This window comes from Pseudorhizobium marinum (assembly GCF_000705355.1).
In the GTDB taxonomy this organism is placed as follows: domain Bacteria; phylum Pseudomonadota; class Alphaproteobacteria; order Rhizobiales; family Rhizobiaceae; genus Neorhizobium; species Neorhizobium pelagicum.
Genome location: NZ_JMQK01000027.1, coordinates 1 through 22,414, shown reverse-complemented (window position 1 = coordinate 22,414; position 22,414 = coordinate 1). Strand labels below are relative to the sequence as shown.

At 60.0% G+C, this 22,414-nt stretch carries 25 protein-coding genes; 13 read left to right on the top strand and 12 right to left on the bottom strand.

The window, feature by feature from the left end; translation table 11 throughout:
- The first annotated feature begins 820 nt into the window (after positions 1-820).
- Positions 821-1,030: a hypothetical protein gene (locus EO99_RS27690; RefSeq protein ID WP_156034958.1), complete on the top strand. Its 210-nt coding sequence runs from the start codon at positions 821-823 to the stop codon at positions 1,028-1,030.
- 122 nt (positions 1,031-1,152) lie between these two features.
- Here EO99_RS27690 and ilvD read toward each other — a convergent pair whose 3' ends face one another.
- The 9 genes from ilvD to ccoN form a co-directional block, all read right to left on the bottom strand.
- Entirely contained in the window at positions 1,153-2,826 is a 1,674-nt protein-coding gene (gene ilvD / locus EO99_RS0122545) for a dihydroxy-acid dehydratase (RefSeq protein ID WP_029620830.1), read from the bottom strand.
- A gap of 62 nt (positions 2,827-2,888) precedes the next feature.
- Positions 2,889-3,398 (bottom strand): hypothetical protein, encoded by a 510-nt coding sequence (locus EO99_RS0122540; RefSeq protein ID WP_051680026.1) that lies wholly within the window; start codon positions 3,396-3,398, stop codon positions 2,889-2,891.
- Between the two features lie 69 nt (positions 3,399-3,467).
- Entirely contained in the window at positions 3,468-3,611 is a 144-nt protein-coding gene (ccoS, locus tag EO99_RS0122535) for a cbb3-type cytochrome oxidase assembly protein CcoS (RefSeq protein WP_029620828.1), read from the bottom strand.
- Entirely contained in the window at positions 3,608-5,893 is a 2,286-nt protein-coding gene (locus EO99_RS0122530; RefSeq protein ID WP_051680025.1) for a heavy metal translocating P-type ATPase, read from the bottom strand. Before EO99_RS0122530 ends, ccoS begins: the two co-directional genes overlap by 4 nt.
- The gene (locus EO99_RS0122525; RefSeq protein WP_029620826.1) at positions 5,890-6,708 is read right to left on the bottom strand and encodes a DUF2189 domain-containing protein; all 819 of its coding nucleotides are present in this window, start codon (positions 6,706-6,708) and stop codon (positions 5,890-5,892) included. The genes EO99_RS0122530 and EO99_RS0122525 overlap by 4 nt, the downstream gene beginning before the upstream one ends.
- A 198-nt stretch (positions 6,709-6,906) precedes the next feature.
- Entirely contained in the window at positions 6,907-7,788 is an 882-nt protein-coding gene (gene ccoP / locus EO99_RS0122520) for a cytochrome-c oxidase, cbb3-type subunit III (protein WP_029620825.1), read from the bottom strand.
- Positions 7,779-7,949 (bottom strand): CcoQ/FixQ family Cbb3-type cytochrome c oxidase assembly chaperone, encoded by a 171-nt coding sequence (locus EO99_RS0122515; protein ID WP_029620824.1) that lies wholly within the window; start codon positions 7,947-7,949, stop codon positions 7,779-7,781. Before EO99_RS0122515 ends, ccoP begins: the two co-directional genes overlap by 10 nt.
- A 19-nt stretch (positions 7,950-7,968) precedes the next feature.
- The gene (gene ccoO / locus EO99_RS0122510) at positions 7,969-8,721 is read right to left on the bottom strand and encodes a cytochrome-c oxidase, cbb3-type subunit II (RefSeq protein WP_029620823.1); all 753 of its coding nucleotides are present in this window, start codon (positions 8,719-8,721) and stop codon (positions 7,969-7,971) included.
- A gap of 4 nt (positions 8,722-8,725) precedes the next feature.
- Positions 8,726-10,366, bottom strand: a complete 1,641-nt coding sequence (gene ccoN / locus EO99_RS0122505; protein ID WP_029620822.1) for a cytochrome-c oxidase, cbb3-type subunit I — start codon at positions 10,364-10,366, stop codon at positions 8,726-8,728.
- Between the two features lie 581 nt (positions 10,367-10,947).
- Between ccoN and EO99_RS27685 the strand changes: the two genes are divergently transcribed.
- Positions 10,948-11,265 carry a hypothetical protein gene (locus EO99_RS27685; protein WP_156034954.1) on the top strand — a complete coding sequence of 106 codons (318 nt, stop codon included), beginning with the start codon at positions 10,948-10,950 and terminating at the stop codon, positions 11,263-11,265.
- A gap of 209 nt (positions 11,266-11,474) precedes the next feature.
- Positions 11,475-11,669: a hypothetical protein gene (locus tag EO99_RS0122495; protein ID WP_029620820.1), complete on the top strand. Its 195-nt coding sequence runs from the start codon at positions 11,475-11,477 to the stop codon at positions 11,667-11,669.
- Between the two features lie 55 nt (positions 11,670-11,724).
- Here EO99_RS0122495 and EO99_RS0122490 read toward each other — a convergent pair whose 3' ends face one another.
- Both EO99_RS0122490 and EO99_RS28040 read right to left on the bottom strand, forming a co-directional pair.
- Positions 11,725-12,414, bottom strand: coding sequence for an NnrU family protein (locus tag EO99_RS0122490; protein ID WP_029620819.1), 690 nt, complete (start codon positions 12,412-12,414; stop codon positions 11,725-11,727).
- Positions 12,415-12,443: 29 nt separating this feature from the next.
- Complete coding sequence (locus tag EO99_RS28040) at positions 12,444-12,599, bottom strand: hypothetical protein (protein WP_173425159.1); 156 nt, start codon at positions 12,597-12,599, stop codon at positions 12,444-12,446.
- Between the two features lie 118 nt (positions 12,600-12,717).
- Between EO99_RS28040 and EO99_RS0122480 the strand changes: the two genes are divergently transcribed.
- From EO99_RS0122480 to EO99_RS0122435, 10 genes are all read left to right on the top strand, one after another.
- Entirely contained in the window at positions 12,718-13,269 is a 552-nt protein-coding gene (locus tag EO99_RS0122480) for a cytochrome c oxidase subunit 3 (RefSeq protein ID WP_029620818.1), read from the top strand.
- 5 nt (positions 13,270-13,274) lie between these two features.
- Entirely contained in the window at positions 13,275-13,562 is a 288-nt protein-coding gene (locus tag EO99_RS0122475; protein ID WP_077067155.1) for a hypothetical protein, read from the top strand.
- 174 nt (positions 13,563-13,736) lie between these two features.
- Complete coding sequence (locus EO99_RS0122470) at positions 13,737-14,189, top strand: c-type cytochrome (protein ID WP_029620816.1); 453 nt, start codon at positions 13,737-13,739, stop codon at positions 14,187-14,189.
- 21 nt (positions 14,190-14,210) lie between these two features.
- The gene (locus tag EO99_RS0122465; protein WP_029620815.1) at positions 14,211-15,554 is read left to right on the top strand and encodes a cbb3-type cytochrome c oxidase subunit I; all 1,344 of its coding nucleotides are present in this window, start codon (positions 14,211-14,213) and stop codon (positions 15,552-15,554) included.
- A gap of 60 nt (positions 15,555-15,614) precedes the next feature.
- Complete coding sequence (locus tag EO99_RS0122460; RefSeq protein ID WP_029620814.1) at positions 15,615-16,427, top strand: CbbQ/NirQ/NorQ/GpvN family protein; 813 nt, start codon at positions 15,615-15,617, stop codon at positions 16,425-16,427.
- A 9-nt stretch (positions 16,428-16,436) separates the two neighbouring features.
- The gene (locus EO99_RS0122455; RefSeq protein ID WP_029620813.1) at positions 16,437-18,335 is read left to right on the top strand and encodes a nitric oxide reductase activation protein NorD; all 1,899 of its coding nucleotides are present in this window, start codon (positions 16,437-16,439) and stop codon (positions 18,333-18,335) included.
- 245 nt (positions 18,336-18,580) lie between these two features.
- Positions 18,581-18,850: a DUF2249 domain-containing protein gene (locus EO99_RS0122450; protein ID WP_029620812.1), complete on the top strand. Its 270-nt coding sequence runs from the start codon at positions 18,581-18,583 to the stop codon at positions 18,848-18,850.
- Between the two features lie 13 nt (positions 18,851-18,863).
- A complete protein-coding gene (locus EO99_RS0122445) occupies positions 18,864-20,219 on the top strand; it encodes a hypothetical protein (protein ID WP_029620811.1) in 1,356 nt (451 codons plus the stop codon).
- A 5-nt stretch (positions 20,220-20,224) separates the two neighbouring features.
- Complete coding sequence (locus tag EO99_RS0122440; protein ID WP_029620810.1) at positions 20,225-20,746, top strand: DUF2249 domain-containing protein; 522 nt, start codon at positions 20,225-20,227, stop codon at positions 20,744-20,746.
- Positions 20,743-21,033 (top strand): metal-sulfur cluster assembly factor, encoded by a 291-nt coding sequence (locus EO99_RS0122435; RefSeq protein WP_029620809.1) that lies wholly within the window; start codon positions 20,743-20,745, stop codon positions 21,031-21,033. The genes EO99_RS0122440 and EO99_RS0122435 overlap by 4 nt, the downstream gene beginning before the upstream one ends.
- Before the next feature lie 105 nt (positions 21,034-21,138).
- Here the strand turns inward: EO99_RS0122435 and EO99_RS0122430 are convergent, their stop codons facing one another.
- On the bottom strand, positions 21,139-22,353 hold the full coding sequence (locus EO99_RS0122430) for an NnrS family protein (RefSeq protein ID WP_029620808.1): 1,215 nt from the start codon (positions 22,351-22,353) through the stop codon (positions 21,139-21,141).
- Positions 22,354-22,414 lie beyond the last annotated feature (61 nt).

Genomic DNA, 22,414 nt, shown 5'->3' with positions numbered 1-22,414 from the left:
ACGGGCAGCCTCTCAGACTGCCCCTGATCCGGAGCAACCCCGATCGCGTTCAGCCACTGCAACGGCCGATGTCGTGCGGTTAGTGGTTCGACCCATCCTCCCACACAGTGCCACGACCGTACACGCCCGTCCAGCAGTGCGCTATGACGGGTGTGGGCGATGCCAGAGAGCACGATTGACGTATCACGACCGTCGGCTGCGTCACCCGCTGTGGAGCCGACAGAATGGCTCCGACACCAGGAGCATAGCAATGAACGAAACAGCAATTGCTGCATTGGGCGATCAGCTTGGCTGGTGCCGCCTTCGCTATTGCGGCGATCGTCGCTGATTTAAAGATCCGGATGTTGGGCAAGGGCACGAAAGACGCCACGGTTTTAAGCCCAGCGCGTTGAAGTTGTGGCGGGAGACACGGCTACCTTCGCGCCGACAGACAAGTCGCAACATGCCGAAACCATATCCGGCTTGCTGGCCGAAAGCGCAAAGCCATTCAGGGCGAAGAGCAACGAAACGCTCAAGGTCACCTTCGACACGACTGGCGACAAAGCCAATACGTACAACCCGCCTTCGGCATGGATATGGTGGCACTGATTTTCGTTGGCGATGACGCGAGAAACCTCGACGCGATGAAGATAACGACTTGGTTGCGCATCAACAAAGACGCTGCGCCCTATCCGGCTACTGTGGATGATGCTTGGAAGCGGTGAGACAAACTCCTGCGGCCGCGGCTCAACCTCCGCTGACTGCGGTCGCCGCTGGCCGCTGAAGTCTGACGGGTTCGCCGGCTGATGATTGGATCGTACCGAATGAGGACGTTTGCTTGATGGCTGTTAAAAATGCTCTGCGTCAAACGGTGTCGGACCTGGGAAGAGCCTCCGGGTTTCCTGATGATATCCAGGCACGAAGACAAAGCGCGCAGCGCGATGACCTGCAACGGGACGCGCATGAATGTGCTGCGACGGCATGTCCGCCAGAATTATTTTCGTTTGTGGTGGAGCAACTGACGCGCCTGCAGGAGAAGCAATCTTTTTAGCGCCAATGAGATGGATGATGCCGTTGCGCGCCCAGTGCCGGCGGAGCCTCGTGGCCATTGCAACGCGAAACACAGCAGGTGAGAAACCGGCGGATGGTGGTGAAGGCCTGGGCGGGCGACGCTTATCCCGTGACAGCGCCTTCGTTCGCCGGACGAACCAACGTGGCAAACTTTGCCAGTACACCTCTTGTATAACGCGGTTCCGGCTGCCGCCATAGCGCCCTTCGCCTGACAAGCTCGGACTCGTCTACGTGCAAATGCAGGAGCTGCGCGGCCGCATCAATTGTGATCGTGTCACCTTCTTCGACGAGTGCAATATTGCCGCCTTCATAGGCTTCAGGAGTGACATGCCCCACGACCATGCCCCAGGTCCCCCCGGAAAAACGTCCATCGGTTATCAGCCCGACACTGTCTCCCAAACCTCTTCCAACGATGGCCGAGGTTGGAGCCAGCATCTCGGGCATGCCAGGGCCGCCCTTCGGTCCCAGATATCGTAATACCAAAATGTCGCCTGGGTTGATCTGATCGGCAAGAATTGCGTCCATCGCTGACTGTTCGTTGTCGAAGACGCGCGCTGGGCCGGTGATGATCGTCGTCTTCAAACCGGTGATCTTGGCAACGGCGCCACCCTCAGCCAAATTTCCTGTCAGAATGGCCAGGTGCCCCTCACGGTAAAGGGCCTGTTCGATCGGTCGAATGACGTCCTGCCCGCCGGCTGGATGGTCTGGCACCGCGGCCAGCTCCTCTCCCAAGGTCCTACCGGTGATCGTGAGACAGTCGGGGTACAGGAGACCGGCATTCAGCAGGAGTTTGAGGACCTGCGGAACACCGCCTGCCCGGTGCAGATCGACCGCCATATAGCGGCCAGAGGGCTTCAAGTCGCACAGGACCGGAACCTTGCGTCTGACCCGCTCGAAATCTTCGAGGTTCCATTCGACCTCCGCTGCATGGGCGATGGCAAGGTAGTGCAGCACCGCATTTGTCGATCCTCCGGTCGCCATGATCAAGGCGACAGCATTCTCAATGGAATGGCGGGTAACGATCTCGCGGGGGCGGAGGCCCTTCTTGACTGCCTCGACCAAGATCCTTGCCGACTCGGCGGCACTTTCCGTCTTCTCATGATCCGGATTGGCCATATTGGCCGATCCGAGCAGAGACATTCCAAGCGCTTCAAACGACGAGCTCATGGTGTTGGCGGTGTACATGCCGCCGCAAGAGCCGGTGGTGGGGCAAGCATTCTGCTCAATCCCTTCAAAGTCCTCCTGACTCATTGTTCCCGCCATGAATGCACCGACGGCTTCAAAAGCCGAAACGATCGAAAGGTCCTCGCCTTTCCAGAACCCAGGCTTGATCGTGCCTCCGTAAACATAGATGGCAGGCACATTGGCGCGCAGGATGCCGATCATCCCCCCCGGCATGTTCTTGTCACAGCCGCCGAGAACGAGAACCCCATCCATCCACTGCCCCTGCACCGATAGCTCGACACAGTCAGCAATCACCTCTCTTGAGACCAATGAGTATTTCATACCCTCAGTACCCATTGCCATACCGTCTGATATGGTGGGGGTGCCGAACACCTGGGGGTTGGCGCCAGCAGCTCGGACCGCGGCAATTGCTGCGTCAGCAAGAGGTTGGAGCCCTGCATTGCACGGCGTGATCGTTGAGTAGCCGTTCGCAATCCCGATCATCGGCTTGTCGAAGTCGGCTTTCTCATATCCCAGCGCATAATACATTGCCCGGTTAGGGGATCGCGCAACACCTTCTGTGATGTTTTTCGAGCGTTGATTGTACGGCATTACGTTCCCTTTGTTCAAAAGAGCAGAATGCGACGGACTGAACTGTTGCTCGCGTCCCCGTGTTATCCTGGAGCGCTTTCTGCGGCTGGCGGGGGCGCAGAAGCGCCTCCCATCTGCTGTAAGGTCGCGGCAACTGCCGCCGGATCTTGCTGCTCGCGGACGGCCACGAGCGTTGCACCCGCCCTTAGACCTTCCGTGTAAAAGTGCGCGTCCTCCTCCGAGGAGCCACTGGTGCGCAGGACGTCGAAAACACTGGCAACGGTCGCACCAGCGACGACGCCAACGGAGGCGCCGGCGAGAGCTGTCGCCAGCCAGCCAAGGATGCCGACGACGCCCAAACCGCCCACCGGCGTCAACACCAACCCAGCAATCAGTCCCACCGCGCCTCCGCCTGCTGCGCCAACGCCCGCCCCCACCGTGGTGCTTTCAACCGGATCAACATCTGTCGTCAGGTGGCCACTCTGGTTCGAGATGATACTGATGTCATCATCTGCGACCCCCATCGCAACGAGTTCGGCCGCCGCCATTCGAGCGGCCTCAAGATCCTTGAACAAAGCAGCGACTGCGGGCATTGGGTGGTCCTCCGGTCTTGATCGACCTTACATGTCGCGATAGCAGCCCGCTTCAAGCAATTCGTTGGATTACTCGTCGTCATCCGTAAGGATGCGCTCAGCTGCCCCATCCAGGTCATCATACTGGCCATTGTTGAGCGACCAGAGAAAAGCCACAAGCCCTACTGCCCCCATGGCGAGACCAATGGGTACGAGCACGAGGATATAGTTCATGGTTCCACCGCAGCTGCGCGGAACCCTGTGGCCGCTCGCTCTTCCCTGAACAACCGCCTCTGCTGAGCCCCGCGGCTCAGCCGCAAAGCGTTGGCAATGACGGCAATCGATGAAAGTGACATGGCGATGGCCGCTAACAGCGGGGTCACCAGGCCGGCAACGGCAATGGGAACGCATACAGCATTATAGACAAGCGCCATTGCCAGGTTCTGGCGCACCACCACACGGGTTGCCTTGGCTATGGATACCGCCTCCCCTAAAATGCGAAGATCGTCTCCCATGAAGACGAAATCAGCCTGCTTGCGTCCGACCTCCGCGGCACTCGCCGGGGCCATGGAAACGTAAGCCGCAGCCAGTGCCGGAGCATCATTGAGACCGTCGCCGACCATCAAGACCCGCTCGCCGCGATCGCGAGCCGCACGTAGCTGCTCCACCTTTTCTGCGGGCGAAAGATCGGCCAGAAATTCGACGATGCCAAGTTTGGCAGCGACGGTGGATACGGCGCCCAGTCTATCGCCCGAGAGGATCCTCAGCCGATAACCCTGCTGGCGTAGCTTGGTGGCAAGCTGGGCAGCTCCGGGACGTAGCGAGTCCGTCAGCTCAAAACGGACCAAGCACGTCCCGTTCTTTGAAAGCACCGCGCTGGATGCGGCTACATCTGCCACTGCCGGCGTTTGGTCCTCCTCAAGCGCCCAGTCCGGGCGGCCCAGGCGATAGACATCTGCTCCCACGACGGCCTCGACACCATATCCTACAACCTCCTCAGCGTGCTCAACGGCAAAGCCTCCATCGGGCGATCCGCGCTGGGCAATCGCGACGGAGACGGGATGACGGGAGTGCCTGGCCAGCTCAGCGGCAATCGCAACTATCTGCGATGGGGTGTTCCCAGGCACAGTCAATTGATAGCGTCCAAGTGTCAGCGTGCCGGTTTTATCAAACACGACCGATTGCGCTTCAGCCAGCCGCTCGAGCGCTGCGCCATCCTTCATCACCACCCCGCGCTGGAACAGTCGCCGCGCCGCCACCACTTGCGCGATCGGCACGGCCAAGCCCAGGGCGCAAGGACAGGTTATGATAAGGACTGAGATTGCGATCGTCAGCGACAGATGCCAATCACCGGTGTGCTGGTACCAGGCCACAAGCGCAAGAACGGCGACCGTATGTATCACTGGCGAATAGAGACGTGCAGCTCGTTCTGCAAGACCGCGATACCGCGGCCCGGCTTGTTCGGCAGCTTGCATGAGATCGATCATTTGCGCCAGGAACGAAGTCGCAGCCGTCGCCGTCGCTTCGATGACGATGCGGCCGGATCGGTTGAGCACGCCCGCCTGGACCAAAGTCCCGGGACCGCATGGCGCCCAATGACTTTCGCCGGTGATCAAGGAAGCATCCAGATCTGAGACACCCTCCTTGACGATGCCGTCAACGGGCACCCTGTGACCCACACTGACAACAACCCGCATCGTCGGCTTGATGTCGCGCAGCGGCAGATAGGTCGGCTGGCCTTCTGCACCGACGACGTGAGCGCCCGCCGGCTCAAGCCGAGAAAGAGCGGAAACGGCTGATCGTGATCGCTCTCGCATCAACAATTCAAGGGTGCGGCCGATCAACAGAAAGAAAATCAGGGACGTCGCCGCGTCGAAATACGCGTGCGGCGCCTCTTGAGAGACGTCATACAGGCTAAGACCGAAAGCGAGCACCAGACCGACGGAGATGGGCACGTCCATGTTGGTGCGCCCAGCGCGTATCGCCGACCATGCAGAAACAAAAAAGATGCGGCCGGAGTAGAGCAAGGCCGGCAGGGCCAGCGCGGCAGAAACAAGATGGAAACCCTGGCGCACTCCCCCGTCTGCACCGGACCAGACAGAGACCGACAGGAGCATGATATTCATTGCGCTGAAGCCCGCGACCGCGAGCGCCTTGAACAAACGCGTGACTTCCTCGTCCCGCCCCCGCTCCTCCGGCGTCAGCGTCGCAGGATATCCGATGGCCCGAAGCGTAGAGAAAATCGCTGGCGGATGATCGCGTTGGCCGGTCCAAGTCACCGCGGCCCGACGCGTTGAAAGATTGACCCTTGCTGCCAGCACACCGGGCTGCGCCGCCAGTGCTTGCTCCACGGCGACGATGCAACTGCCGCAGCGCAACGCCGGAATGCTCACGACGGTTCTGTAGGTGTTTTCTCCAAGCGGCTGGCTTGCCCATGCAATTTCCTCGCAAGGGGGCGAGTAGTCCTCAGCCGCGGCTCCCGGATCTTGGGTGGCGAAGGAGGTGCAGCAGGTCAAGCTGCGGGTCCCTCCATCGCCCGATAGGCATGCCAGGTCGCGTGCCCGAGCAGTGGAAAAACGATGATCAGTCCCACCAGCGCCGTCGCAGCACAAACGGCAACCAGGGCCAGCACGATCCCGCCCCACGTCAGCATCGGCAGCAGATTGTTCCACACCAGCGCGGTGCTTGTCCCCATGGCGGTCAGAGCATCTACACGCTTGTCGAGCATCATGGGGATGGAAAAGACGCTGATGGCGAAGGCAAAGCCGGCAAACAAGGAACCAATAAAGCTCCCCACCAGCAGCATGGCCCAGCCGGTGGGGGTGGTCAGCAGCATCTGGGTTATCTGTGAGAAACCGGGAAAGGCACTGACGCCAAAGAACAGCGCATAGACGAGAACGGCGGCACGCATCCACAAGAGCATCAACAGCACGAGCAAAAGGCCGGTAAAGAAGATATGCGTCCCGGTTTCGGAGCGGACCCGAAACATCCGCCTGCCGCTGACAGGCTCGCCAGCCTCAAGGGCTCGGCTCTTGGCGTAAAGGCCCGCGGCCAACAGTGGCGCGACGATCATGAAACCCGCCATGGCGGGAAACACGTAGTAGTCGCGACCGCCGGCAAACAGGAGCCATATAAACAAGGCAGATAACAGGAATACGCCGGCCCCATACACCAGACTGGGTCCGGGCTGCGTCCAAAGATCGTCCCACCCGCGCGCCAGCCATGCAAGCGGCGCCGCAGGGGATAGATTTCTCTTGTAGAAGGGGTTGCGCGTTTCCTCCACGGTGGAGGTTTCGCTCAACAACCCGTAGGTCCTCCCTGGCGTCTTCATCCGTCCACTCCCTTTCCACCAATCAGCATGCAGATTTTGCCGCTCGATACTCTCCTGGATCTGTCCCCGGGCTCTTCAGGTGATCCACGCACCCCGGCTGGCTGGTGACGGCAACATATACGAGATGGCCGTTGGCACCGACGAACAGGCAGACGGCCGCACCGACGGCAATCCAGATGGTCCATCGCGCTCGTCTTGTCACGGTTTTTCCACACCCAGATCATTCACATAGAGCGCCAGCGTCTTGATCTCGCTGGGGCTGAGGCGTTCGTCCCAGGTCGGCATATGGCCCTGCCGACCGCCATGGATCGAAGTCACAAGGGTCTGGATATCGCCACCATAGACCCAGTAGTCGTCGGTAAGGTTGGGGGCCCCGACGTCGCGGCTGCCGGTGGCATCTTCACCATGGCAGGCGGCGCAATTGGTCAGAAAGACTTCCCGTCCCGCCTGCAGAGCCTCAGCATTGTCCGCCGTTGACGTTTCAGGATGGCTCAGGGAGCGGACATAAAGGGCAACCTGCCGAACCTGGGCGCGCTCCAGCATCTGGTCACGGCCGAAGGCAGGCATTTGCGCAACACGGGTTTCCTCATGCGGCGAATTGATGCCCACGCGTAGCGTCTCGGCAATATTCTCTGGTCCTCCGCCCCACAACCAATCGTCATCGGTCAGATCCGGATAGTTGGCAGCTCCCCTGGCATCCATACCGTGACAGGCAGCGCAGTTGTCGCCAAACAACTGCCGCCCGGAGCCCCGGACGAACGCCATAAGGTTCTCGTCGGCGATGATCTCGTCGAAGCTCATTGTCTCGATGGCGGTCGTCCACGGGGCCCGCGCCGCTTGGCTTTGCGCCATGTCCTCTTCGACCCTTTGCCACTGATCGGTGCCAAGCACACCCTTGGTGTAGGTTGTTCCAAGCGGCCAGGTTGGCATCAGAACCCACCAGAGCAGCGCAAACAGGTGAGTTACCACCAGAAAGATCAAGACGCCGCGCGGCACGGGCGTGTCGAGTTCCTTGATGCCGTTCCACTCATGGCCGGTGGTCTTGCGGCCGCTGATCGGGTCGACTTCCTCTACGTCCATGGCTTGTCTTCCTTGTCCAGTATATCCTTTTTGGCCTGTTCGAAGCGCTTCTTGTTCGATGGCCAGAAGGTGTAGATGATTACCCCGATCGAAAAGGCGATGAGATAAAACAGCCCCCAGCTCTTTGCGAAGGCAACCACTGTGCCGTGATCAAAATCCACGATCCGTCCATCCCAGGCGTTAGTTGTTAGGGTTTGGCACCTGTTCTTCGGCAACAGTCCCGCGATAAGCAGCATCGGTCAAGCGTCCGAGGATCTGCAGATAGGAGACCAGCGCATCCATCTCCGTCACCTGGGTGGTAACGCCATCGAAACTGCTGATCTGGGTCGCATCTCCATATCGCTCGGATACGCCATCGGCAAAGGCAGAGTCCGGCGAAGCCTGCCCTATGGCGTCGCGTGCGGCATTGGCCACCATCTCGTCGCTATAGGGAACTCCCAGCGTTTGCTGGGCCTGCAAATGAAGGCCAAGATCGTCCACGTCGAGGGCGTTGCGCGCAAGCCAGGGATAACCGGGCATGTTCGACTGAGGCACGACGTCGCGTGGATTTGTCAGATGCGCAACATGCCAGAAGTCGGAGTACTTCCCGCCGACGCGCGCCAGATCAGGACCGGTGCGCTTCGACCCCCACAGCATAGGACGGTCGTATTTCGACTCCACGGCCAGTGAATACGGTCCGTATCTTTCCACGTCGTCGCGCAGCGTGCGGATCATCTGGCTGTGACAAGCATAGCAGCCTTCGCGGATATAGATGTTGCGACCTGCCAGTTCCAGGGGCGTGTAGAGGCGCATGTCCGGCGCCTCCTCGACCGTTTCATCGATGGTGAAAAGCGGCGCGATCTCGACAATCCCGCCCACACTTGCCGCAGCGATAATTGCAAAGACAAACCCGAGTGCCGAGCGTTCCAGCTTGCGGTGAAAGAGTTCTCTCATATCATCACTCCGCTGGTGCTGTGGCTGGATCGTCGACGACCGGCAGGTCTTGTTCCGAGCGTGACAGGGGCAAGGCACGCGCCGTCATCCAGATGTTGTAAGAACCGACGATGGCACCGATCAGAAACAACAGCCCTCCCAGGGTGCGCGCGATGTAGTAGGGATACATCGCCACCAAGGAATCGACGAAGGAATAGGCGAGCGTGTCCTGCGCCGTATAGGTGCGCCACATCAGCCCCTGGATAACGCCAGAGTTCCACATTGCGAAAATATAGATCAGCGTCCCGGCCAGCGCGAGCCAGAAATGCACCTCCACGAGAACATTAGAGTACATCCGTTCGCGTCGCCACAGAGTTGGAACAAGCGTGTACAAAGCACCGAAGGTGATCATTGCAACCCATCCCAAGGCACCGGCGTGCACGTGACCGACAGTCCAATCCGTATAATGCGATAGCGAATTGACCGGCCGGATGGCGAGGAAAGAGCCCTCAAATGTCGATATGCCGTAGAAGATCGCTGCGACGAACATGAAGCGCAAGGTGGCGTCGTCACGCACCTTATGCCACGCACCGTTCAGGGTCAGAAGTGCATTGCCGGCCGAAGCCCAGGACGGCACCAGCAGCATCACAGAAAACGTCATCCCGAGATTTTGCACCCAATGCGGCAATGCCGTGTAGTGCAGATGGTGTGACCCCGCCCACATATAGAAGAACGTGATACCCCAGAAGCTCAGGATTGACAGCCGGTAGGAGAAGATCGGACGCTCCGCCCGTTTCGGCAGATAATAATAGAGCATCGCCAGGAAGCCCGCGGTCAGGAAGAACGCCACCGCGTTGTGTCCATACCACCACTGGACCATGGCATCCTGGACGCCGGGCCATACAGTGTAGCTTTTCGCGTGGGCCAGCGAAATCGGCAAGGCGATGTTGTTGACGATGTGAAGTATGGCCACCACCAGAATGAAGGCCATATAGTACCAGTTGGCGACATAGATATGCGGCTCCTTGCGGCGGGCAAGCGTGCGGATGTAAAGCACGAAATAGGTTACCCAGACCACCACCAGCCACAGATCGGCGTACCACTCGGGCTCGGCATATTCCTTGGACTGCGTCAGGCCCATGAAGTAGCCGGTCACGGCCAGGAGACAGAAGAGATTATAGCCAAAGATGACGAACCATGGGCTGAACTGGTCGGCCAGCCGCGCCCGCGACGTACGCTGAACGACGTGAAACGAGGTGGCGATGAGGGCGTTGCCGCCAAACCCGAATATCACGCCTGTCGTATGGGCGGGGCGAATTCGGCCAAAGCTTGCCCATGCGGTGTCGAAGTTCAACGACGGCCAGGCCAGCTGCGCGGCGGCCCAAACGCCGATGAACATCCCGAACACCGCCCAGATCATGGTCAAGGCAACCCCGACCTTAATGGGGTCGTCGTAGTAGCGCGACAGTCGTTCAGGGTGTGGCTCGCGCTCAAACAGCGATGACAGAACCACCGCGAGCAGCACGCCGCTGTAGAGCAGAACAAGCAAGCCGTGGACCCCCAATGGGTCGGCTCGGCCCGCCGCTGCCATTGCTATTCCGATGACCGCCATCACAGCCAAGACAATAGCAGCAAGCTGTCGCTCGCCTGAGGTCAATTGTCCGATCAAACCGCCTCTCCCTCTCCTGCTTTCGTCAGGCGCCACCGGCGCCTGCCTTCAATGACATAGAACGATGCATCCGGAGTGACAACCGATGGGACAGATTTGGATCGGAATCGCTGGCAAAATGCTCGTTTTGTGAGCAATCCGTCAGCGACGTCCCCCAAGAAACCTGGCAATCGTCAAGAATGGTGGGACATGCTCGGCGATCCGCATATGATTCGTCTGACGGTATCGTCGACAAGACAGGCAAGGGGTGAGGCTAGGGCGCGCTCAGGTGTTCGGCGGCTACAGCCTCACAATCGCGAACCTGCTTTGGAAACCGGCACGGGAGTTTTTGTCGCCCCGGGGTTCCACAGTACAGTTGGAGCCGGGGTATGCATGTCCAAAACAGCAGCGCGACCGCGCAAGGATGCTTGCTCACTCGCTTCCACGGCAAGGTTTTGAGACCGTCGTCCCGTCAGCCTTCACCAGGCGGGCGCAACCGGCGCCGTGGGTGAATGGCTGGCCGCGCCTGCGGGGCGCGACTTTAACTGGCGCGTTTCTTGCGTGGAACCGAGAGCAGCAAGAGCGAAAGGAGCAGCCAGATGAAGTCCATCGACCCGACGGTCTTTCTGGTATTGGCTGTCGCGCTGACACTGCCTTCATTCATGTTGCTCCTTCGCGAGCACACCACAGTCGTCGGCCGCCGTCCAGGCATCTCGATCATGATGGCCAGTGCAATTTGTCCGGTGGCGATCACCTTGAGCTTTGTCGGGCGACCCTTCAGCACAGGAGTTGGTCTGACTGCGGTTGCCATTGCACTCTCGTTTGCCGCTGCAAAGGTCGGAGCCGGCCGGCAGACAGTGGCACTTGGCGTTGTCAGCATGGCTTTCTACCTTCATTGGGGATGGCCGCCGGCTTAGCCCTCTCCTGGACACAGGAGGTGAGGAACCCAGCGCCTGCCGCCGCACTACCTCTGAAGAAGACTGCGTGGCTCAAGCCACGGGCAGATGAGACCGGATGGTGTCCAGAACAAAATTAGCACGTTGGAAAGGCAGTAGTATCCTGTGATCTTGATCAATGTGCGGGATTTCTCGACCTGCTTTTGATGCTCCGAAAAAGGAGGTGCATCATGTCATCCTATTCATCGTATCTCAAAGAGCAGATTGCCGTACACCAAGCGATCATTGAAGAACTGGGACGCGACGGGTCTGACAAGAGCCAGGATAGGTTGGAGACGGCGCGCCTAAAGGAGATAAGGAACCACGAGCGATCTTTAGAGGCGCTGCGTGCGACGCTTATGATCGAGGATGGTGCTTCGCGCTGATCCAACAGCAGCTGACAGACCACTTGAAATGCATTCGGCTCTCTCTGACGCGTTCCTAGCGCGGCGTCAGGAACACCAGAGGATCGGCCCCAAACAGAGCCGCATGCCCACCCGAGAGGAGCCAGATCATTGCTATTGCGTCCACCGCCAGGGCGAGCGTCATTGCTGCGTCGAAGCCGAAGCGGGCACGCCCCGTGACCAAGGCTGCGCATGGTATGAAGGAAGTCGCCTGGGTCCGCTGCCGCCACTCCGCTGCAAATCTCTTGCGACTTCTCTTCTCGATCAGCATCATGCTGCCTGCAGTGAATGCAGCAAATCCACCAAAGAGAACCAGCGAGCGAAGATCGCCATTTGGGGGAATATGTCCGACGGACCAGATGAGGAAGCCCCACAGCACAGGGTGGCGAGTAATTGCCACGATCGCCCCGGGGTTGCTTGAGCCTCGGCGCGCAGTGGTGGAAAAAGGGTTGCGGCTGAGAAGCCCCGCCAGAACGAAGAACAGCCCCACAGGCGCCGCAGCCAAGGTGACCCATCCCTGCCAAGCGGCAGTGGCCCACAGCTCGATATAGTCGAGCGCAAATGCGGCATAGAAAAGCCAGCTGAGGGCCAGAAGTGAGACGGCCGAATACAGACCGATATAGAGCGCATGTCCAAGGCGCGCCACCAGGCGCTCGCGGACACCGGGCGTGGCGGGGATCGAATGCAAGGCGACGAAGACAGTGAATGCGGTCAGAAGCTGCGTCATCTCTCGGCTCTCATCTGGATGCCCGCCAGCTACTGCTGCAGGAACAGAACGGCGGCAATGGCAACCGAGATCACGACGGCCGACATTGCGCTGTAGCCCTGCAACACCCCCATCTTCCTGAGTGCGATAGCGAAGGCGACGATAATGGGCGCGGCAAGCGCGAGGCCGACTTGGGCATCAGTCATGTTGAAGCTTCCTTTCCTTTCCCACTGTAGTGCCCAATCCCTCCTCGTCTTTGCGTTTTGGCAAAGAGCAGCCATCTCCTGTCCTGCATTCTCGCTATCAACGATTTGGAGATGACGAATGGCGGATGTTGCGGCTTCACAAGTGGAGGCACAGGACGAGGGAGGAGATCTTCTCCTGTGGATCCTGGTGTGGAGCGAGCTTGCCACCTTCGGGGTCCTGTTCTGCGCATTTTTGACGGTGTCGCTCTTTCAGCCTGCTGAATTTGCCCTCGGCAAGCTCCAGCTGTCGCCGCGGATCGCTGGCTTCAACACCGTTGTTTTGATCGCCAGCAGCTGGACGGCGGCGCTGGCCGTGCAAGCCGGTGCCGCGAGGCGCCTGCAACAAATCTGCCTGACTGCAACCGCAAGCCTCGGGCTCGGCTTCGTTGCCGTCAAACTGTTGGAATACGGTCAAGAGATCTCGAAAGCGGCCGATCCGGCCTTCGGCTCGTTCTTTGAACTCTATTTTCTCATCACCGGGTTTCACCTGGCACATGTTGCTTTCCTGGCTTTGATTTTGATCCTCCTTGCCTGCCGGCCGCGCCAGTCGGACGTCGTCATGGCCACCACCATCTGGCACGTCGTCGACCTGATCTGGCTGGTGATGTTCCCCCTTCTTTATCTCGGATGATCGATATGACCCCAAAGCGTAGGTCTTCCCGTCTCTTCGTCAGTGCCAGTTGGGTCCTGATGCTGGCGATCCTTGGCGCTCTTACCGCTGCGCAGTGGAAGCATCAGCCGGTGCCTGTGACGGTTGTCGGGTTGCTCCTCGTGTTGACCGTGATCAAGGCCCGGCTGATCGTTCTCGATGTGATGGGCCTTCGCGGTGTCCGCCCCGCCACCGCTGCCGCCCTCTTGGCCTGGCCGGGCTTCTTTGCGATCGCCGGCCTCGGCCGCGCTCTCGGCGCCATCTGGATCGGCTGACAGCCTTGTGCAGCACCAGCAGCAACCGCTCCGTTGTTTGCCAAAACACAAAGAAGCGGCGCGCCAAAACCCGCAAGTACATCACGCCCACGGGATCGAAATCACATCGCATCGGTGGCACGACGCAACATGCCTGCTGGAAGAACCCGGCGGGTGGAACGAAAGGACCTCGGCATGTCAGAACGCCTGACAAAGACCGGAGCACGCAATGTCTTCTACGGCGGCTCCGCCTTCTTCTTTGCGATATTCCTCGGGCTGACGGCGCACAGCCACTACTACATGCGCACGGTCTCCACTGATGAGTCCACCCTCACCGTGGCCGTCGCCCGGGGAAAGCATGTGTGGGAAAAAAACGCCTGTATCAACTGCCACTCGATCCTGGGTGAAGGTGCGTATTTCGCACCCGAGCTTGGCAATGTCTGGGTCCGCTACGGCGGTCGCGACGATCCCGACGGCGCGCGAGAGACGCTGAAGGCGTGGATGGCCGCCATGCCGACGGGCATCGAGGGACGCCGACAGATGCCGCAGTTCAATCTGACCGACCAGGAACTCGATGACCTGGCCGATTTTCTGGAATGGACGAGCCGCATCAAGACGCAGAAGTGGCCACCCAACGACGCCGGCTGACCTTTAGGCAAGGAAAAGACAATGAAATATCAAACTCAAAAGGTCGCGATGCTGTATTTCTACGGCGCCCTCGGCCTCTTCTTCGCTCAGGTCCTCTTCGGCGTTCTCGCCGGAACGATCTACGTGCTGCCCAACACGCTCTCCGAGCTCCTGCCGTTCAACATCGTGCGAATGATCCATACCAATGCGCTGATCGTCTGGCTGCTGATCGGCTTCATGGGCTCCACCTTCTATCTTCTGCCGGAGGAGGCGGAGACGGAACTCTACAGTCCCAAGCTTGCCATTGCGCAGTTCTGGATCTTTCTTGTCGCCGCCGCGGTCGCCGTCGTCGGTTACATGTTCAAGATCCACGAAGGCCGCGAATTTCTCGAGCAACCCTTCATCATCAAGGTCGGCATCGTCGTTGTCTGCCTGATGTTCCTGTTCAACATCACCATGACTGTCTTGAAGGGTCGCAAGACGGTCGTCACCAACATCCTGATCTTCGGGCTTTGGGGCGTGGCGATCTTTTTCCTGTTCGCCTTCTACAACCCGGCAAATCTCGCGCTCGACAAAATGTACTGGTGGTATGTGGTCCATCTGTGGGTCGAAGGCGTCTGGGAGCTGATCATGGCGTCTATCCTCGCCTACCTGATGATCAAGCTGAACGGCATCGACCGGGAAGTTGTCGAGAAGTGGCTCTATGTGATCGTCGGTCTTGCGCTCTTCTCTGGCATTCTTGGCACCGGTCATCACTTCTACTGGATCGGCGCACCGGGATACTGGCAGTGGATCGGGTCGCTGTTTTCCACACTTGAGGTGGCACCGTTCTTCACCATGGTGATCTTCACATTCGTGATGACCTGGAAGGCAGGCCGCAAGCATCCGAACCGGGCAGCGCTCCTGTGGTCGATCGGCTGCTCGGTCATGGCCTTCTTCGGCGCCGGTGTCTGGGGCTTCCTGCATACGCTGTCGTCGGTGAACTACTACACCCACGGCACCCAGCTTACGGCAGCGCACGGCCACCTCGCCTTCTTCGGTGCCTACGTCATGTTGAACCTTGCGGTGATGGCCTATGCCGTGCCGGAAATCCGCGGCCGCGCGCCTTACAACCAGATGCTCTCAATGGTCAGCTTCTGGATGATGTGCACGGCCATGTCGGTGATGACCTTTGCGCTGACCTTCGCAGGCGTGCTGCAGGTCCATCTGCAGCGGGTCCTTGGCGAGAGCTTCATGGACGTTCAGGACCAGCTTGCACTCTTCTACTGGGTTCGGCTCGGATCAGGGGTGTTCGTCCTGATCTCGGCTCTGATCTTCCTCTGGGCGCTGTTCGTTCCAGGTCGAGAGCGCGTTCCCGCCGCCTTCACGACCATTCCGGCCGAATGAGCGATGTGGCCCCGGATGTCCCGGGGCCACACGCCTTTCAAAAAACAAGGATTGGAAAAAATGACTTTCCCTTTGTCTCCCAATGTCACCAGCCAGACGCTCGTGCCGCACTACATCGCAGCCGGGAATGAGTGTGAGCTTTTCGAGATGGCCTGGACGCGCAAGCTGCCGCTCTTGCTCAAGGGCCCGACGGGCTGCGGCAAGACGCGCTTTGTCAGCCACATGGCAGCACGGCTCGACCTGCCGCTATCGACGGTCTCATGCCACGACGACCTGGCCGCTGCCGACCTCACCGGGCGCTATCTCCTGAAGGGTGGCGATACTGTCTGGATCGATGGACCGCTGACGCGCGCCGTTCGCAATGGCGGGATCTGCTATCTCGATGAGATCGTCGAAGCGCGCAAGGACGTCGCCGTCGTTCTGCACCCGTTGACGGACGACCGCCGGATCCTGCCCCTGGAGCGCACAGGCGAGACCCTGCAGGCGCCGCCCGAGTTCATGCTCGTGGTGTCCTACAATCCAGGCTACCAGAGCATCCTGAAGGCGCTGAAGCCTTCCACGAAGCAACGTTTCATCGCGATTGAATTCGATTTCCTGCCCAAGGACCAGGAAATCGCGATCGTTGCCGCCGAAAGCGGGCTCGAACCGCGGCATGTTGCGCCGCTCGTCAACCTCGCCCACCGGTTGCGCGCAATGAAAGGCCATGATCTCGAGGAAGGTGTTTCCACGCGTTTGATGGTCTACTGCGCAACATTGATCGGCAGCGGCTTGAACCCGCAGGACGCGATTGCTGCGGCGATGATCGAGCCGCTGACGGATGATCCCGATGTCCGTCAGGCCCTGTGTGAGGTTGCCAAAGCCGTTTATCCTTGAGGGCATGACATGTTCGAGTTCCTGGAACTGGAAGAAACCGTCGGCAAGACATGGCATCGCCTTGTCGGGCAAACCCGCAGCATGCCGCGCTACCCTGGACATGCCGTCGCGCTCGACGACGTCTCGGCCGTCCTGGCGTCGTGCTTTCGCGGCTTTGGCGGCGAAAGCACGTGCCAGTTGGTTCCGGCAGCGCAGAAGACATCTGGCCACCGGCTGAAGCTGCGCCAGCTCGTTGGACTTGGCGAAGAACGGGTGGCCCGGGTCGGGCGAGACTTTGCCCGCATCATGTTGCCTGCCGAAATCGACTTGTTTCCAGACCGCGACCTCAACCGCAAGCTCTATGTCTGGCTCGCCGCTTATCTCGCGGTGGCACCGGCGCGCGCGATTGACGGGGACGATCCTCTGGCGGTTGATCGTCGCCGGCTGGATCGGGCCGAGGAAACGGTTCGCGAGGTGCTAAAAGCATTCCCTGGCTTACAGAACAGCTATCGGCGTCTTTGCGGCGCAGTGCTGGCGCAGCGTCGGCGGGGAAGGCTTCCGCCTGTAGAGCAACTGATCGAGAACCGGATCCTCAGCGTTCTGCGTCAAGCCGCGGGGCTGCAAGATCCGCTTCCCACGTCGATCTTCCCGCGCCGGTCGCCACCTGGCTACCAGCCGATGATGGACGTGCCGCTCTGGCCGGAGTTCTTCAATACGGGTGAGACCGCACCTGCCGATGCCGATACCGACGGGCCGCTTGGCGATGCCAGCACCCCGGCTGGCGGCAAGCGCTTCGTTGCGCAGCGGGAGGCGGTGGACGACAGGCGCGACCAACGCAGCCCCTTCATCCTGAACCGCTTTGAGAAGATTCTGGCGATGGCCGAGATGGTCAATGTCGACCGCCCCACCGATGACAAGGACGACGAGGATGGCAAGGCAGCCGACGACCTCGACGACTTGGTCCTTGGGCGCCGCCGTGAACGACCCTCCTCCCGCTTCCGCTTCGATCTCGATCTTCCGCCGGAAATGCTCGACACGAACCGCATTGATGCGGAACTGAGCTATCCAGAATGGGACTATAGAAAGGCAGCCTATCTCAAGAGCTACTGCCGGGTGCTTGCTGCACCGGCCTCCGAAACCGGGGATGTTCTGGAGGCGAGCGAAGACACGCGCCAGCTGGTAAAGAAGGTGCGCCGCCAGTTCGAACTCCTGCGTCCGCGCCACGAGCTCCTGAAGGCGCAGCTGGACGGCGCCGAACTGGACATGGATGCAGTGGTCCGCGCCCGAACCGATCTGGTGGCAGGCGGCCAGGGATCCGACCGCATCCATCTGACGAGCCGGCCGCAGACACAGGACCTTGCGGTGACGATCCTCGTCGATGTTTCGCTATCAACGGATGCCTGGGTCGACAACCGGCGGGTGCTCGATGTCGAGAAGGAGGCACTTCTGGTCCTGGCGCAAGGACTTTCCGCATGTGCTACCGATTACTCCATCCTCACCTTCACATCGCGCCGCCGCTCATGGGTCCGTGTGGAAACGGTCAAGGGGTTCGACGAAACCATGGGAGCGGGGGTGGAGAGACGGATCGGAGCCCTGAAACCCGGCTATTATACGCGGCTTGGCGCCGCGTTGCGCCATGCATCGGCGGAGTTGCAGAAGCGGCCGAACCGCAGCAAGTTGCTGCTCGTGCTGACGGATGGCAAACCGAACGACATCGACCACTACGAGGGTCGCTTTGCGCTTGAAGACAGCCGGCGTGCCGTTCAGGAGGCGCGAAGGCAAGGCACCCATGTCTTTGCCGTAACCGTCGATCGCGACGCCCAGTCCTACCTTCCCATCATGTTCGGCCGCAATGGCTTTGCCCTGGTGGGCGACATCTCCAGACTGCCGGCCGCCTTGCCGGCCATCTATCGCGGCCTGACGACGTAGGGGAGGCATGGCCGCGAGGAGGGCCTGGCAGGATATCCCCCTGCCGGGCCCTTTTGCCATGCCGCAGAGGATCCGGCAAAAATGTCCATGACAGTGCAGAAGGTCGCTAACCGGAAGGCGGACACCAGTGAATCACGTCGTTGTTTGTTGTGCCGCAACGTCTCAGATCAAGGCATGAGCCTATGGTAACTCTGGAAAGATACGGCCGGCTTTCCGTCGTGATCAACCAGGCCTTGGAAGAAGACATGTCAGATATACAGATCCCGCTTATCGACGTCCGCATTATCCCACCGGCAGAACGCCATCCTCGCATCTTCGACCTTCTGACGTCACTGGCACCAGGTGGAGTCATGCACGTTGCAAGCGATCACGATCCACGTCCCCTGCACTACCAGATTGCAAGCCGCTACCCGGAACAGTTTGACTGGGCTTACCTCGAAGCGGGACCCGACACCTGGCGGGTGGAGATCACCCGCGCCCAGGCTTCCGGCTGCGACTGCTGCTGCGGACACTGACGGAGAGCGTACGATGGCCGGTGCCTCCATCTCGCGGTGGACGATGTCCTATTTTGCGGCCTCCCTTGTCTTTCTGGTGGTGGGGCAAGCACTGCTGGCCGGGGGCTTCGGCTACCCGGTTCTGCCGGTTGAGGCACCGGAAACTCTGGTGATCGTTCATATTCTGGCGGTCGGCTGGCTGGCGCTGCTGTTTTGCGGCGCTCTCTTGCAGTTCGTGCCGGTTCTGGCAGCCGCGCCCCTGTTTTTGCCCGGGCTTGCAGCGCCTGCCCTGGTTCTGTTGGTCATTGGTCTCGCGCTCCTCAACTGTGGCTTCCTCAACCTCGCAGGCTATGTCGACCACGGACTGGTCCTCCTGCCGATCGGCGCGGCATTGCTGGCGACTGGTTTTGGATTGATCGTAACGATGATCGGAGGAACGCTTGCCCGGACAGGCTCCTTGTCGCTCCCGGCGCAATTTGTCGCCCTCGGGCTCCTCGCACTGACCGCAGCAGCAGGCCTCGGCGTTGCCTTTGCGCTTGAGCTTTCGGGACTGGTCGATGTCGAGACCCTTCATGGGCTCCTCCCGGCGGGCGTCTCTCTGCATGCCTATTTCGGCATGGTTGGTTGGATGAGTGCCAGCGCCTTCGGCGTCAGCTATCGCCTCCTGACAATGTTCCTTCTGTCTCCAGAAACTGAGCGTGCTACGACGTGTTCAGCCCTTGCACTTGTTGTCCTGAGCGTCGCCGTCGCCAGTATTACGTTGATCGCACTCGCGCTTGGGAGCTCCCGAGCGGAACCGGTTTACCTACCCTTTGTGCTCGCCGCCGGTGCCGGCCTGATCTTCGGCTACGACGTCTTGACGATTTTCCGCGCACGCAAACGCAAGGCGCTCGAACTCAACAGCATCACCAGCGCTCTGGCTGTGGCTTTCTTGATGCTTGCCATATTGCTCTACCTGCTCCTGCTATTTACCGGTCAGATTGAAGATCGGATCGGAGCGCTGGTCTATCTTGTCTGTTTCGGCTGGCTTTCACTTCTGGGCCTTGGCCAACTCTATAAAATCATCGCCTTCTTGACCTGGTTGGAATGTTACGGTCCGGTTCTGGGACGGACACCGGTTCCAAGGGTGCAGGAACTTGTCTGCGACGGTCGGGCGTCGAACTGGTTCTACCTCTACGCCGCCGCTGTCTGTGTGGCAGTGGTGGCACTTCTGCTGGAGGGTTCCTTTGTCTTTCGCGGTGCTGTCCTTGCCCAGACGGTGGCGGTGATCGGCCTGACGGTGGAATTTGTCCGGACCCGCCGGCTGTTTTATGTTTCTGTACAAGAAAGCAAGCTGGATGCGCAGCGACACCCGTCGCTTTTTCTGCCAAACTCAATCGAAAGGAGCTGACCCCGATGGGAGAGTACAAGACATTGGACGTCCGACCGATCCTCAGCTCAGGTGGGGAACCCTTCCAGGCGATCATGAGTGCAGTCGCGGATCTCGCGCCTGGCGAAGGTCTAAAACTGATCGCACCGTTTCAACCCCAGCCCTTGTTTTCCGTGATGGACCGACGTGGCTTTACGTACGAACTGGAGGAATTGCCCGGTGGCGCATTCGAGGTTCGATTTACACCGAAGTGCGTGGCTCCTCCCATTGATGTGTCTCCGCATGCCGCTTCGCCCGATCTATGGCCAGATCCCTCTGTCGACCTTGATCTAACCGATCTCGACCCACCGGAGCCCATGGTGCAACTGCTGGCGGAGGCCGAGCGGCTGGATGCCGGGGAGGTCATCTTTGCCATCCTGTCGCGCGAACCGATTTTTCTCTATCCCGAGCTTTCCCAAAGGGGACATCAGTGGGTCGGAAATTTCGATGCCAGCGGCGCATTCTACCGCATCATGATACGCGTTGGGTCGAAGGTCCCCTTGCCATGAGCAGCAAAGCAGCAACGCTCGTCGAGCGTATAAGAACCAGATTGAAGGACGTCATCGACCCGGAATTGGGTCGCGACGTCGTCAGCCTTGGCCTGATCTATGAAGTGGACGCGACCGATGCAGGCGTCGTGCACATCAGCATGACCACGACGACCATCGGCTGCCCTGCCGCCGTCTTTCTCGTCGGCGCGGTTCGCTTTGCCACCGCGTCCGTTACGGACGTGCAACACGTCGAGGTGCACCTCACCCATGAGCCGCGATGGACACCGGAGATGATGTCCGTCTGAGGCCTCACCGGTGCAGGCTGAGCAACAGAATGAAGGCCGCCCTCACAGGCGGCTTCGGATGCATTGTCGATATTGTTGATACGGTGCCTGCCGCTGGCACTGAGATCAGACCATCTTTCGTCGGACCATGGCCAGCATCGGGCCGTACTCCAGCAGATAGAGGCCGAAGGCAGTCAACCAGGCGAGACCGGAGGCGGCATAGAGGGTTTGTGCATGATCCGGCAATATATCTGCCGCCGGTCGCAGCAAGGCAGCCAGCACGATTGCCGCGTAGACCGCCGTTGTGGTGCGCGAAGCAGTCAAGACGCGGCCGGTATGTCCGCGCGTTGCTCGCGTCATCACCGCCAGCATCATTGAAGCAATGGTGCCGACAGTCAGAACATGCAGGGCGGCCATCGGCGACAGGAGCCCGAGAGCTGCGAAGGCGATGCCGAGGAAACCGAGCGGCACAAAAAGATATGCAATGTGCAGGATCGTAATCAGGTGCTCAGACAGCGTCGTCCACCCCCGCCAGCGTGTCAGCCGCATCAGGTGCAGGAGAAAGGCTGCTGTCGCCAGCGTCGCCACGACAGGTCCCTCCGAAAGCAGTCCCCAGGCTGCCAATGCTGAGATCCCTGCTGTGATAGCGATGGTATCCATGCGCCCGTAGGAGGCGGGGAAATCGGTCCGTCCCATCTTGTTGATCCAGTTGCGGGTAAAGCTTGGAATGATCCGCCCACCGATGATGGTCACAAGTGCCACATAGGCTGAGACTGCAAGCCTGATCGCCAGGTCCGGATCGCCACCGAGCACGACCTGCAAGTGGAACAGGATATTGCCCAGCGACAGTGCAACAAGCCCGCCAATCACCTTCAGGTCCTTCCACTTGCGTCCGGCCACCACCTCCCGCACGCAGATGGCAAGCAGCACAGGCAGGAAGAGGCTGTCGACAACGGCGGCGGCTTCTGCTCCGATCACACCTGGAACGAGGAAGACCAGTCTTCCCGCAACCCAGATGCAAAACAGAAAGAACAGCGGCCAGCCGGAGACCGGTAGTCGTCCTGTCCAGTTGGGAACCGCGGTCAGCAGGAAGCCGGCCAGCACAGCCGATGAATATCCGAACAGCATTTCATGAGCGTGCCAATATGCCGGCCCATAGTCCGTGGCGACCGCTATCGCTCCGCCAAGGCTCAAAAGCCAGAGCAGCATGGCAACCACCGCCCAGATTGCAGCGGCGAGGAAGAAGGGGCGGAAGCCATAGGAGAACAGCACCGGGGCGGTCTGCGACAGGCCGCGCGGAACACCGCCCTTCCTCGCATGCCGAATGGAGTCAAAGGTCATATGCTTGGTCCTTCTGTTTGACCGTCGTCTAAACCAGCGCCCTTCGTGTCTCTTTGTCATT